This is a genomic window from Aeribacillus sp. SP014 (genome assembly GCF_054055575.1).
In genome coordinates, this window is the sequence record NZ_JBSRXI010000001.1 from 1,309,391 (window position 1) to 1,323,390 (window position 14,000).

The 14,000-nt window shown below is 39.0% G+C and carries 12 protein-coding genes and 2 pseudogenes; 13 read left to right on the forward strand and 1 reads right to left on the reverse strand.

From position 1 onward, the window contains the following. Nucleotides 1-34: 34 nt before the first annotated feature. From ACVIJU_RS06530 to ACVIJU_RS06590, 13 genes and pseudogenes are all read left to right on the forward strand, one after another. A pseudogene (locus ACVIJU_RS06530) lies at nucleotides 35-163 on the forward strand (RHS repeat-associated core domain-containing protein); the annotation flags it as partial. A gap of 21 nt (nucleotides 164-184) precedes the next feature. Continuing rightward, the gene (locus tag ACVIJU_RS06535) at nucleotides 185-616 is read left to right on the forward strand and encodes a hypothetical protein (RefSeq protein ID WP_130158299.1); all 432 of its coding nucleotides are present in this window, start codon (nucleotides 185-187) and stop codon (nucleotides 614-616) included. Nucleotides 617-677: 61 nt separating this feature from the next. Next, entirely contained in the window at nucleotides 678-914 is a 237-nt protein-coding gene (locus tag ACVIJU_RS06540; RefSeq protein WP_456687409.1) for a hypothetical protein, read from the forward strand. A 55-nt stretch (nucleotides 915-969) separates the two neighbouring features. Beyond that, entirely contained in the window at nucleotides 970-1,290 is a 321-nt protein-coding gene (tnpA, locus tag ACVIJU_RS06545; protein ID WP_327864002.1) for an IS66 family insertion sequence element accessory protein TnpA, read from the forward strand. Continuing rightward, entirely contained in the window at nucleotides 1,284-1,640 is a 357-nt protein-coding gene (gene tnpB / locus ACVIJU_RS06550; protein WP_157727923.1) for an IS66 family insertion sequence element accessory protein TnpB, read from the forward strand. Before tnpA ends, tnpB begins: the two co-directional genes overlap by 7 nt. Nucleotides 1,641-1,701: 61 nt before the next feature. After that, the gene (gene tnpC, locus ACVIJU_RS06555) at nucleotides 1,702-3,279 is read left to right on the forward strand and encodes an IS66 family transposase (RefSeq protein ID WP_327864003.1); all 1,578 of its coding nucleotides are present in this window, start codon (nucleotides 1,702-1,704) and stop codon (nucleotides 3,277-3,279) included. A 299-nt stretch (nucleotides 3,280-3,578) separates the two neighbouring features. Next, nucleotides 3,579-3,696, forward strand: a pseudogene (locus ACVIJU_RS06560) (UPF0236 family transposase-like protein); the annotation flags it as partial. Continuing rightward, entirely contained in the window at nucleotides 3,644-3,907 is a 264-nt protein-coding gene (locus ACVIJU_RS06565; protein WP_063386432.1) for a hypothetical protein, read from the forward strand. The pseudogene ACVIJU_RS06560 and the gene ACVIJU_RS06565, both read left to right, overlap by 53 nt. 18 nt (nucleotides 3,908-3,925) lie before the next feature. After that, nucleotides 3,926-5,422, forward strand: coding sequence for a TIGR02677 family protein (locus ACVIJU_RS06570; protein ID WP_063386431.1), 1,497 nt, complete (start codon nucleotides 3,926-3,928; stop codon nucleotides 5,420-5,422). Nucleotides 5,423-5,469: 47 nt separating this feature from the next. Further along, nucleotides 5,470-6,600 carry a TIGR02678 family protein gene (locus tag ACVIJU_RS06575; RefSeq protein ID WP_063386466.1) on the forward strand — a complete coding sequence of 377 codons (1,131 nt, stop codon included), beginning with the start codon at nucleotides 5,470-5,472 and terminating at the stop codon, nucleotides 6,598-6,600. Beyond that, on the forward strand, nucleotides 6,590-10,741 hold the full coding sequence (locus ACVIJU_RS06580; protein ID WP_339229312.1) for a TIGR02680 family protein: 4,152 nt from the start codon (nucleotides 6,590-6,592) through the stop codon (nucleotides 10,739-10,741). The genes ACVIJU_RS06575 and ACVIJU_RS06580 overlap by 11 nt, the downstream gene beginning before the upstream one ends. A gap of 12 nt (nucleotides 10,742-10,753) precedes the next feature. After that, entirely contained in the window at nucleotides 10,754-12,046 is a 1,293-nt protein-coding gene (locus tag ACVIJU_RS06585; RefSeq protein WP_339212360.1) for a TIGR02679 family protein, read from the forward strand. A 250-nt stretch (nucleotides 12,047-12,296) separates the two neighbouring features. Next, a complete protein-coding gene (locus ACVIJU_RS06590; RefSeq protein WP_456687922.1) occupies nucleotides 12,297-12,386 on the forward strand; it encodes a hypothetical protein in 90 nt (29 codons plus the stop codon). A gap of 437 nt (nucleotides 12,387-12,823) precedes the next feature. Here the strand turns inward: ACVIJU_RS06590 and ACVIJU_RS06595 are convergent, their stop codons facing one another. Then, nucleotides 12,824-13,990: an IS256 family transposase gene (locus tag ACVIJU_RS06595; protein WP_456687410.1), complete on the reverse strand. Its 1,167-nt coding sequence runs from the start codon at nucleotides 13,988-13,990 to the stop codon at nucleotides 12,824-12,826. Between the last annotated feature and the right edge of the window lie 10 nt (nucleotides 13,991-14,000).

Below are 14,000 nucleotides of genomic sequence, written 5' to 3' on the forward strand. Positions count from 1 at the left end.
GTCCGTTTTCTTGACATAACACCATTATTACCTAATCGCCCGTTATTACCATCCAGAGCATGGCGTGTTCCTTCCCTTGGATCCAGACCTAGGGGATGCAGATGACATTCTCACGCAGAACGGATATACGTATGCGAATAACAATCCAGTGATGCTGGTGGATCCGGATGGGCATTGGGTGTGGATGGCAGTAGGAGCGTTAATCGGAGGAGTATCGTCGTATAAGTCTGCAAAAAGTAGAGGTCTCAAAGGTTGGAAGTTGTGGGGTTCTGTTGCAATAGGAGCTGGTTTAGGTGCTATCGGTGGAATAGGCTCAGGTGCTTACCGTGCAGCTAAGGTTGCAAGAAATATTTACAATATTACTAAGGGTCCTACATATGTTAGAGGGAGAGCCGCGCACCAAGCATGGACAAAAGCTATGAAAAGAGTTGTTCCTGGAGGCAAATATGATAAACCATTAAGAGGTACTAAAAAACGTCCAGACCTTCAATTTTTTAGAGGAAGGGTTGTCGTTGAATTAAAACCAAAAGGTTCTTGGAAAAGAAGCTATGTAAAAAGGCAACTCAAGAATTATAAGAAAGCCGGCGCATGGATTATAATTAAGGCAAGTTATTAAAGATATTTTGGGACACACACTTAGAGTGTGTCCCTCTTTGATAGTTTTAGGGGTGAAAAATATGAATCAATATGAGGAGACGGTTAGAAATTTAGTTAATAATTTTAATGAGCATAATATAGATATAGTTGCTCAAGATTTAGCTAAGATGGGAAGAGACATAATTACTATCTTACAAAAATACTTTTATAAAGTAGATCCTAATGGCAAGATTGGAATATTAGAAACATTGAAATTATTAAATGACAGTAGTGTAATCCCTTTTCTGGTAAGCGTCAAATCTTGCACACCTTCTTGATGTGCTAATTTCATGAGATAATCTCCTCAAGATGAAATTGAAGGGGGTTTTTTTTATGCCTAAGAATACTGAATTACAAAAGGTTTGGGAACAACGAATCGCTGACTATCGTAAAAGCGGTCAAACTCAAGTAAACTGGTGCAAGGAAAATCAATGGAGTATTCACCAGTTTAAATACTGGTTAAGAAAAATTGAAAATCCAATAAAAAATCAAGGAAAGTCTACAAAATGGGCATCCGTTACCCTAGAAGATCATTCACAAACAGTTGAAAATTCATTACGGATTGAAATTAGTGGGATTTCAATTGAAGTAAAACCTGGTTTCGATCCGGCCTTTCTTTCAGAAGTGGTTAGGACGTTGAAATCAACATGTTAGCTGGTACAAGAGCTGAACGAGTTTACTTGGCAAAAGGAAGTACTGATTTGAGAAAATCCATTGATGGATTAGCTGCTTTGGTGAAAGAGGGATTTGATTTAGATCCCTTTTCATCAAGCTATTTTGTGTTCTGTAATCGAAAGCGAGATAAATTAAAAATTCTTCACTGGGACTATAATGGTTTTTGGCTTTATTATCGTCGATTGGAAAAAGGAAAATTTCAATGGCCAAATGAAAATGACACTGGAACGATACAAATTAGTTATCGGCAATTACGCTGGTTATTGGATGGTCTTGCAATGGAGCAAAAGAAAGCACACCCAGAAGTAAAGGCTAGAACAGTTATATGAATTTTTTACTTTTAACAAAAACCTTGGAGGAAAATAGCTAAAACCGTCGAATTATTACTACATGATGAAAAATTTAAAGAATCCTACCCAAAACCCATTTGAATTAATTGAAAAACTTCAACAGCAAATCGTTGAATTGACGGCGAAATTACGATGGTATGAAGAACAGTATCGTCTTAGTCAAAAACGAAAATTTGGCTCTTCAAGCGAAAAAACAAATCCTAATCAATTAGAACTACCTTTATTCAATGAAGCAGAGGTAGAGTCTAATGTAAAAGCCGAAGAGCCAACTGTTGAAACAATTACATATCGTCGTAAAAAGAAACGTGGTCAACGTCAAGCTACGTTTGAAAACCTGCCTATGGAAACGATTGAATATCGTTTACCCGAAGAAGAGCAGGTCTGTTCGTGTTGCGGTGAAAAAACACACGAAATGAGCACAGAAGTACGACAAGAATTAGTGATTATTCCGGCTCAAGTCAAAGTTTTAAAACACGTTCGATATGTCTATGGATGCCGTCATTGTGAGCGTAATGAAATAGAGACACCAATCGTTACAGCACCTGCCCCAAAATCTGTGTATCCAAAAAGTTTAGCTTCACCGTCAAGCATGGCATATATTATGAATCAAAAATATGTAGAGGGGCTACCTCTATATCGCCAAGAACAACAGTTCAAACGATTAGGTGTGATCTTATCCAGGCAAACCATGGCCAATTGGATGCTTTATGGTGCCGAAAAATGGCTTGCGCCAATTTATCAACGAATGAAAGAGCATCTCCTCTCTAAAGACATTCTACATGCGGATGAAACAACTGTTCAGGTTTTACATGAACCTGGAAGGTCAAGTACATCGAAATCTTACATGTGGCTTTATCGGACTGGAAGAGAGGATCCACCACTTGTCCTTTATGACTATCAGGAAACTAGAGCAGGAGAACATGCCAAAGAATTCCTAAAAGGGTTTAAAGGATACCTGCATGTCGATGGATATGCAGGATACCATAAGGTATCCGGCGTAACATTAGTTGGATGTTGGGCTCATGCCCGCAGAAAGTTCGATGAGGCTTTAAACGTACTTCCTGAATCCAAACGTCATTCAGCAGTCACAGCTCGGGAAGGACTCAATTTCTGTAATCAGCTATTTGCCATCGAGCGTGATTTGAAAGAATGTACACCAGAAGAACGATATAAAAAACGACTTAAACACAGCCAACCATTGTTGGAGGCTTTTTCAGCATGGCTAAAAACAGAGAAAAGCAATGTTTTACCAAAGAGTCTATTAGGTCAAGCCATTACATACTGCCTCAACCAATGGGAAAAACTCGTGGCATTTTTAGAGGATGGACGTTTAGAAATCGATAATAATCGAAGTGAACGATCCATTAAACCATTTGTGATCGGAAGGAAGAACTGGATTTTTAGCAATACTCCGAAAGGAGCTAAGGTCAGCTCAATCATTTACAGTATTGTGGAGACAGCAAAAGAGAATAAATTAAATCCATTTTATTATCTTCGCTACTTATTTGAAAGGCTTCCCAATATGGATATAAGCAATATGGATGAGCTTGATCAACTACTTCCTTGGTCCAAAACAATTCCTTTGAATTGTCGGGTTTTTAATAATTTATCACAATAATAGTATTTAATCCCTATCATTAAAAGGTGGGGATTATTTTACGCTTACTCTTAAATGGTAGGGGGAAAGGCAAAATAAATGCAAAAAGGACTCTCCTCCTGTATTGTGATAAGTGCACAAACCAAACACAAGGAGAAAAGAGAGGTGGGCAAACATTAAAAGAGATCGAAATGGAATTATTTTCGATGATTCAAGAAACCTTCGGGGAACTGCTTCAACAGGTGTTGGAGTACATCGATCATGAGTGCCCTTGGTAAACAAACGTCACTATGTGCATCAGACGAAATGAGCCGGTGTAGGAAGGGCTTGAAGGGTTTATGATGGAAGAATACAGCTATGACCCGATGATGGACTGGTTTTCTCAATGGAGATAGAACCGCGTGGATCACCGCTTGCCGGGAGTATTTCGGAAAACGGCAGGAACACCGATTTACAAGCATTAAAAGTGTTGAAAGGATTTAAAAAAACAAAAGAGGCACATACAAACAGGATGAGATGGTTGGCGAACGCTTACAAAACAGATCGTAAAAACGAAATATACCCAAAAAATCAAAACAGCAAAAAAATCCCCATCAAAATCTTGTCTCAATCTCTCTGCAAATCTATTACAATAGAAATAAAAACATAATTTATAAGGTGATGCATAATGGATTCTTCATGGCTGAAGCCGATTTCTGAGGCAAAGTATTTGGCAACGGACAATGCTTATCGCTATCGGGCGATTTTACGATATTTTTATATGCAGCATGAACGAATGCGGCAATATTTGTTTCCTGAAGAAGTATTTGCATTTTTAAAAGAACATAAGGAGTTTCAGAACTATACGGAAGACGATCTCCAGCAGGATTTAGATCAGCTTGTCAAATGGAAAAACTTAATTGCTCGGCAAGAGACGGTGAATATTCGCACAATCGAAGAATTTAAAAAGAAACGGTTTCGTTATCAATGCAGTCCTTACACGGTTGAAATTGAGAGGATGATCCGCACGTTAGAGAAGCTAGGGGATTCATTCGGAGGATCTTTAGAAAAAACGCGTTTTGACCGTTTATACTCTTCACTCGTTCGAATAGAAAATATTATACAAAACGATTTTCAAGAAAAACGAGAAGAGATTAATCAAATTTGGGAAGAAACATTCGATTATTTCAAAAAAATCATTCAAAATTCTGCGGATTACATCGCTTACCTTAACAGTGAGAACACGGAAGAACGAATGATGTCGGAAGCCTTTCTTGTATATAAAGAAAAATTTACGACATATTTACGCGATTTCATCGTTGCCTTACAGAAAACATCGTTAAAAATTGAAAAGTTGTTGGAAGATATCGCAGAAGATGATGTTCACAAACTAGTCGCAATTGTTGCTGATTATCAAATGACGATTCCTCGATTAGAAGAAATGGAAGTGACGAAAGAACAACTTGAAGAAGATTTATTCGAAAAGTGGAGAGGTCTAAAAGAATGGTTTTTAGGCAGAGAAGGACGTGAAAGTGAATTGTATTTTCTTCAGCACCAAACGAATGAAGCCATTCGCCGTATGACTCGGGTCGTGCAAAGGCTGGGGGAACGTCATCACAATTTCCGCAGCCGCAAGAAAGATTTTCTCCATTTAGCAAAGTGGTTTTCCGAGCTTCCGAGTTTAGTAGATGCCCACCGACTATCCTCTGTTGTTTTCGGCTGTTTCCATACAAAGCATCTCATAACAGAGAACGATGCAACAGAAAACTTTTATCGCGATATTTGGGAAGAAGAGCCGACAGAATGGACGGTAAAGCCTCGCGTTCGCCATTACCGTGAAAAGAAAAAGCCGGAAGCGATCGAAACACATGAAAAAGAGAAACAGGAGATGAAGGAGAAATTTTTGCTGGAGAAAAAACGTGAGAAAGAAGAGTTAGAGAACCTCATTCAAGACAATAAAATCGTATTACGAGAGTTGCCGGTGATCGAACCGCACATTCGAAAAACATTGTTAAGCTGGATAGCAAAATCAATGACAAAACAAGACGGAGTCGTAAAAACGGAAAACGGGTGGAAAGTGAAAATCTTGCAAAAGGATTCTTCCTCGATTCAATTGAAAGCCTCTGACGGTACACTTACGATGCCGAATTATGAACTTTATGTCCTCGAAAAGGGAGAGATGTAACATTGGAAAAGACGGAGCAAGGGTTTGATGAAAAAGCGAAAGAAGCCATGACAGCCCTGTTTGAAAACTTCTGGATTGTCCGGGAAGAGGAACCAGAGCTTTATCAAAAGATTAGAGAACGTGAAAAAGTATTGAAACGTTACTTGCAAGAAAAGTTTGGATATCGGCTAATCATTCACCGTTATTTTGCAAAGCTCGAGAAAATCCCGGCTGAGCCAGAATCGTGGATGGGTATTCAAGATTTTCAAGATATATTAGATTATGCCCTGTTTTGCTGCTTATTAGCATATTTAGAGAGCAAAGCCGTCGATGAGAAATTTCTTCTGTCCGATTTATGTGAAGAGATTCAAGCGATGTATCCCGGGGAACTGCCAATCGATTGGACGAATTATCAACATCGGAAGTCGCTCATTCGGGTGCTGAGGACGTCGGAGCAAATTGGTATCGTAAAACGCGTCGATGGGGATCTTGAAGGGTTTGCAAATAAAGAAGACCATGAAGCACTCTATGAAGTCCCCGTTGTATCCCGCTATTTTATGAGATCATATCCGAAAGACTTGTTTCAATATGAAACGATAGAGGAGATTTTAGAAGAAGAATGGAAAGCGTCCCCGCAAGACTATCGCCGCCATCGGATATATCGGCAACTATTTTTATCGCCAGCCATTTATCGAAGACAAAAAGACGATCCTGACTTTTATTATTTAAGAAACTTTCGCCATCGCTTGCGGGAAGATATTGAAAAACATACTGATTATCGCTATGAACTTTTTAAAAATGCGGCACTTTTAACTTTACCGGAACGTCAAAGCCGCTATACGCTGTTTCCAGATCAAAAAGGTACTTCGGAGATTATTCTTCATTTTTCCAAAATTATTCGCCAGCATCTTGATGTTCACATGTCTGATGAATATGGACAAATCCGCTTAACACCAAATGATTTTTTAGGTCTGTTAAAAAAATGCCGTGACGAATTTTCCGAAGGATGGAGTAAAACATACCGCGACATGACAATCTCTCAGCTTTCTGATGAAGTATTGAGTGCATTAAAGGAGTGGAAAATGGCAGAACGTGAAGCGGAGACTGGGATGATTATTCTCTACCCTCTTTTAGGTCGATTAGTCGGAACATATCCTGATGATTTTCTAATGAAAGGAACGAATGAAGATGACGAGTAAATGGGAGTTATATCGAGCGGGAGTGTTAAATTTTTGGTATTATGATGAAGAATTTTTTCATTTCGCAGACGGAAAACTTCTATTGCGTGGAAGCAACGGCTCCGGCAAATCGGTGACGATGCAAAGTTTTCTTCCGGTTCTGCTTGATGGAAAAAAGAGTCCTGACCGCCTCGATCCGTTCGGTTCCCGAGCTAGAAGAATGGAAGATTACTTGCTTGGGGAAAAAGAACTCGTCGACAGGGACGAACGAACAGGCTATTTATTTTTAGAATATAAGCGGAAAAACTCTGAACAATATATCACAACGGGTATCGGCTTACGGGCAAAACGGCAGAAAAATATGGATTTTTGGGGATTTGTCGTTTTTGACAATCGGCGCATCGGCAAAGACTTGCGTTTATATAAAGAAGAAAAGACAGACGGGAAGACGCAAAAAATTCCTTTAACGAAACGGGAGTTGATCACTGTTATTGGTGAAGGCGGTACGGTTGTTGATTCGCAACGTGAATATATGGAGTTAGTGAATAAACATATTTTTCGATTTGAGTCGCTTGATGCGTTCCACGAATTGATTGAATTACTCATTCAATTACGCAGTCCGAAGCTTTCAAAAGATTTTAAGCCAACTGTGATCTACGAAATATTAGAAAGCTCGCTGCCAGCACTTACAGATGAAGAGCTGCGACACTTGTCAGAAACGATAGAAAATATGGATCAAGCAAAACAACAATTAGAACAGCTTGAAAAAGACGAGAAGGCTCTAAAGCATCTTTGCCAGCATTATTCGACTTATAATGAATATATGTTGGCTGAGAAAGCGAATGAATATGTAAAATCAGAAAAAAGCTTTAAAAAACTAGCTAAAGAAAAGGAACAGCTTGTCGCACAACATCGTGAATATGAGGAAACACTTGCGACATTGAAAGAAGAGACTCAACAATTATCGATTGAACAAGAAGTGCTGCGTAAACGGGAACTTGATTTATCCAATCATGAAGTGTTTCAGGCAGAAGAAAAGCGTAATGAAACAGCGGAAAAACTGCAGAATGTAAACAAAGAGCTCAAAAAGAAAGAAAGATTTATAGATGAAAAACGAGAGCAAGAGCGGAAAATTGAACAAAACTTAAACATGTATGAAGAACGTTTCGAACAGTTATTGAAAAAGCTAACAGAACAGTTAGAAATGATGCGGAACGATGCGTTAGAAAGCTCTTTTTCCGAGCATACAATCAACGAAGAAGATTTTCAGCGGAACCGAGAATATGAATTTGATTTTACCGTATGGAAGCGGGAAGCTAATGCACATTTTGATCGACTGGAGCAAATTAACGGACTTTGGAAAGAACATGATGAAATTCAATTACGTTATGAAGAAACGTATAAAGAGCTCGGCGAATTAAATAGGGAATTAGACCAACTAAAAAATGAAGAGAAAAAATGGTATGAACTGGTTGAAGACGAAAAATCCCGTTTGCAGGAAAGCGTGTTTGAATGGAGCAAAATGTATCCGGATATAAAGGTGGATGACGAAGCATTTCAAGTATTTTTACAAAGGTTGAATGAGCTATATGAGCGCTATCATTTCGAAGAGGTGAAACAACCGTTTACGAATCAATATTATCAATCTTTAGAATCGTGGAAAGCGGAAAAAATTAAAAAACAACATGAAATGAAATTGATAGAAAATGAAATTCGTGAAACGGAAGAAAAATTACGCTATTGGAAGGAACAAAAAGATCCTGAACCAGAACGAGACATGCAAACGGTGCAAACAAGGGTTTTGTTAAAAGAGAAAGGAATACCTTACGTTCCGTTTTATGCAGCTGTGGAATTTCAGGAGCACGTTTCTGAAGAGTTGCGGGAACGGATCGAATCTACATTAAATCATGCTGGATTGCTCGACGCTTTAATTGTGGAAGCGGATTTAGATATCCAATATGATCGAGTAATCATGCCAAACCCGGCAATGATGGCACACACGCTAGAGGATTATTTAAAACCTGATGTAGAGAATGACTCAGGTGTTTCTAAGGAACGAATCGAAGCGGTATTGCGCAGTATTATCGTATCGGACGAACCGCAAGAAAAGGATTATTTTGTCATAAACGAATCCGGACAATATTCACTAGGACTTTTAAAAGGACATGCCCCTGAAAGGGAAAAGGCAAAGTATATTGGAAGAGCCGCACGGAAACGGCTGCGTCTTGAGAAAATTCAGCAATTTGAGGAAGAATTACAGCTTTTAAACACTCAACTAAGAGAAAAACGAGAGCAGCTTGCGGCAGTGGATGAACGAATTCGCCATATTACGGAAGGGTTTCAATTGTTTCCAACTGACCAAAATGTCAAATATGCCTATGACCAGTGGAAGGAAACGAAACTCAAAGTAGAGAGCAAAGAAAAAGAAACAGAAAAGAAAAATGAAAAATTAGGTCAAATTGCTCGAAAATGGCAGCAAGTGAAAAATACTTTGCGCAACAAGACAGAAGGACTGGACCTTAAGTTTTCGAAAAAAGGGTACGAAGATGCTTTGTCTTATATGAAATCATATTTAAAAGAGTTAAATGATGTACAAATTTCGCATGGAAACATCGTGCACACCGATGAAATGATCAAAAATCTAAATGATCAGCTTGAAGCATTACAAAACGAAATAGACGAAGCGAAAGGCGAAATCAATGTTCTTCTCGATCAACAACAGCGGGTATCACTTGAACTTGAGCATATCGAATCAATGTTAACGAAAATGGGAGCGGAACATATTCGTCAAGAGATTCAACGGATTCGAGAACGATTAACGTTTTTAACAACGGAAATTCCTGAGATAATTAAGAAGCAAGAAGGTATAAGGAATCAACTTTCAAACATGGAAAGCAAAATAAGTAGTTTAGAGAGAAAACTGGAATTTGCAAAGGTTCTTGTCCAAGCATGGGAAGAGCTATTTGCCAAAGAATTGGAACGAGGGCTAGTGTTTGTTGACGAAAATGAAACAGGCTCGCTTTTGGACAAAGCAATAGACATTTCCAGGAAATATGGTTCTGTATTAAAAGAGAATACACGACTTTCTGTCACCGAACGATTAAACCGAATATTTTTCCAAGAACAACCGAATTTAATCGAATATCGTCCGGCACAGGAACCTGCCGATTGGAACAAACAAAATCCGTTCGTCGAGCTTTCATTAGATGAGGAATCGGAGCTGAAAGCGAACGATTGGAAGGAAAAAGCAGGACGTATCATCATTTTACTAGACTACAAAGGACAACGCGTCACACCATATTATGTATTAAAAGAGATTGAAAAAGATATATTGCTGCAAAAAGAATATATTAACGAACAGGACCGCGAATTGTATGAAGATATTATTTTGAAAACGATCGGGCGAATATTGCGAAGCCGCATACAGCGTGCCGAACGCTGGGTTAAAGATATGAACGCATTAATGGAAAAACGTGATACTTCTTCAGGTCTGACGTTTTCAATTCAATGGAAGCCGAAGACCGCGGAAACCGAAGAAGAAATGGACACAAAAGATTTAGTCGAATTGTTGCGAATGAATTCGCGGCTGCTAAAGGAAGAAGATTTGCAGCGGGTTACGATGCATTTCCGCTCAAAAATCAACCGAGCGAGAGAAATGCTTGAAGAAAGTGGGCAGGGCAATACGCTTCACCAAGTCATTAAAGAAGTGCTCGATTACCGAAAGTGGTTCTCGTTTACGCTTTATTACCAAAAAACAAATGAACCAAAGCGGGAATTAACGAACCAAAAGTTTTATAAATTTAGCGGCGGAGAAAAGGCGATGGCGATGTATATTCCTCTTTTTGCCGCGGCATATTCACGATATCAAGAGGCTGCAGAGGATGCTCCATATATTATTTCGTTAGATGAAGCGTTTGCCGGCGTTGATGAAAATAACATTCGTGATATGTTTGCTTTAGTCGAAGAGCTTGGTTTTAACTATATCATGAACTCTCAGGCACTTTGGGGAGACTACGACACGGTACCATCGCTTTCTATTTGCGAGCTAGTTCGCCCGAAAAATGCACCGTACGTTACGGTTATTCGTTATCATTGGGATGGAAAAGTGAAACGACTTGCGTCAAATCCGGACGAAGAATTTACTTTTACATCATCCATATAGGAAGGATGGTTCATGTTGGAACAAAAAGTAGCGGATGCTGTTGAGTTTTTTCGCGGTGAACCCGGCTTTCACCGCCTTTTTTTGCTGATGAAAAAGAAATATCAATCACTCGGGAGAATCGGCGGAACGGTCAAATTAGACGGTTTTTCCTTTGAAGAAAAAGAAGCACTCGGGGCGTTTTTTGGGAAGGATTTTCATCAAGAATCTACTCCTTCGGTTTCATTAAAAATGTTTGCCGAACAATTAGAGAAAACGCGCTTTGCCGGTATACCGCTCGTTACGTTACTTGAGAATTATTTTGGTGAAGACATTACAACCAATCAAGAGAAGAGGGAAACAGATCGGAAGAAAAAAGAAGAATTTTTTCAAAACCTTATTCATCAATATCCCGAACAAGCAAGGCTTCTGTCTTTTATAGCTGAATCAGCTCCCCAAAACCGCTTTATTCATATCGCCTATTCGCAAGATAGGGAACATTTGGAGACTGTTTTAAAGAATGTGTGCACTGCGCTTCATCATTTGCCGAAAAAAGGTGATTATGAACGTCTTTCAATTTTTTCACAAAAAGTGCTAAAAGATCCGCACGCATTTGACTTACATACGTTTCAAGGAAAAGTATTTCTTCATGCACTTCAATTTTACTCTGATCAAGACTATGACTTATCCTCAGTCGAGGAAGTCAATGAGCTCCTGCAATCATTTGGCATTTTACGGGAAGATATTTTAAACTTTGTGACATGTGCGGGAATTTTGACAGAAACGGAACAGGGAATTCATTCTGTGTTTGCTTCTGCTGTAAAAACGAATACAGTACTCAATGTGCCATTGCGGGAAATATTGAAGTTAAAGCGTGCATATCCTGCTAAGGGGCAAACCGTATTTGTCGTTGAGAACTCAGGCGTATTTTCCGCTTTGTTGGATTTATTTCCTGACGCTTTTCCGCCGCTGATTTGCACAAATGGGCAATTTAAACTAGCGTCACTGATGTTAATAGACTTAATCATCCAAGAAGGTTGTCAAATATATTATTCTGGAGATTTTGATCCTGAAGGACTAAAAATGGCGCAGCGATTAAAGGAGCGGAATCAGGAGCATATTCATTTATGGCATTTCCAATTAGAAGATTACTTAGCGTCATCTCCAGAGGTTTTGCTGTCGGATGACCGAGTAGCGAAACTAGAAACTGTTACGATCGAAGAATTGCAACCGATCAAAGAGAAAATGCGGAAAATAAAAAAAGCTGGCTATCAAGAAGAAATCCTGAAGAAGCTTTATGAAGGTATTTGTCGCCACATGTGGGATTAGGCTGGAAACATGATTTGCGAGTCTGTTCCCATTCGATTTGCTAACAATGCGCGAATGGGGACAGGTGGTTACATAGTAAAGAAAATACACGTTTGGATAGACGTGCTTACTTTTCGAGTTTATATTAACATATTTCATTATTTGAGGTTTTAAGCTTCCTTGTTGGTTTTAAATTAACTCGAATGTCTATTTCTTTATTATGATGAGCTTGCTCATTTTGGTGCAAGTGGTCCATAATTCCTATGTTGAAATGGAAAGACAAGCGAATTATTTTGCAGCTGCTCTAATATTGCCGTGGAAGCTCTTCCTATACTCATATAAAGCTAGAGGGGGTTATTAATTGAAAGAAATTTTGGATGGTTTCTATAAATGCGATGATTGTAAGAAGTTATCATATATGTTTAATAAGTTACAATTCAATACCAATGCCAGCAAAAGAAAATGTACCAAAGGAAATAAAAACACTCAGTTGCCATTAAGTTGGACCGCCAAACTCTAATGGAGAAAAGATTTGAATGTACCAAAACAAGATTAACCTAGATTTAGAAATGTTGCATCAACTCCTTCAAGGAAATTCAAAAAATTTGCGGTTAAAATAAACCAGACTTTACAAGCTCAGGTACTGTCAAGAATTTTGTGTAATGTAGGATAGATAGGGTATCTCTGAAATGGATTTAGATATAGAGAGGGATATTTCCTCCACACAGGAGACTGAATATTCAGTCTCCTGTGTGGAAAGAGAGAATCCCCCTTATCTCATTGATTTACATTATTTGGTTAATTGTAACGTTCTTCAAACATTCGTTGAAGGGCTTCATGTGCTTCGGCAAATCCTCGCAACTTTCGCCCTGCCCATTTCTCATTAAAATCTTGGATGGTCAAATACACGACTTTTTCAGCGGCTTCTAAACTACTCAAACTGTTCATCGGCTTTAGACGTTTCCGAATCTCTTTGATCGTTCGTTCAATGGCATTGGTCGTGTAAATCAAACTTCGAATACTGCTTGGATAATCCATAAATGTAAGGAGGACATCCAACTCATTGGCCCAAGATTGAACTTCTCTCGGATACTTGCTGGACCATTTCGACTCAAACTGTTGAAACATCTGTAACGCCATCTCCTTATTCGGTGCGCGATAAATCAGTTTGAGATCCTCTGCCACTTCAAATTGATCTTTTTTCCGAACACGATTTAAGGTATTACGTACTTTGTGAACGACACAGCGCTGCACATCGGCTTTCGGATAAACCGTCTTAAAGGCTTCCTCTAAACCCGGTAGTCCATCGAATACGCCTAGAAGTACTTCCTTGACGCCTCTTTTGTAGAGGTTTTGAAGAATTTCTTGCCATACATAAGCACTTTCTTGTCCTCCTACGAAGAAGTCGAGAATTTCACGATACCCTTCTTCGTTTACACCTAACACGACATAAATGACCTCTTTTTCTACCGTATCTCGACGAAGTTTCACGTACAACCCATCCAAATATAAGACCGAATATCGCTTTTGTAGAGGACGTGTGTGCCATTTCGCAATGTCTTCCTTTACCACATCCGTGATATGACTAATCGTTGTTGGTGAGTAGGCATTTCCTAAAATTCGTTCAATAAACTTGCCAATTTCACGCGTACTCATCCCACTTTGATACATTTTGATGAAGGCTTCCTCGAGCCAGCCGGTATGGCGTTGGTAAGGGGTGAACAACTGCGTTTGAAATTCCCCGTTTCGGTCTCTTGGAACAGAAAGGCCTTCGATACGACCATACTGCGTATCTAGGTTTCGATGGTAATAGCCGTTTCTTCTATTCGATGTTCCCATCTGTTCAATTTCGAGGAAACTCTGAATTTCTTCCTTCATGATCAACTCTAATTTTTCCTTTACAAACTGACGAATGGCGTTTTCCAGTTGATTGAGCCAGTCTACATTCGGTATACTTTTAGACATAGGTAGGGTT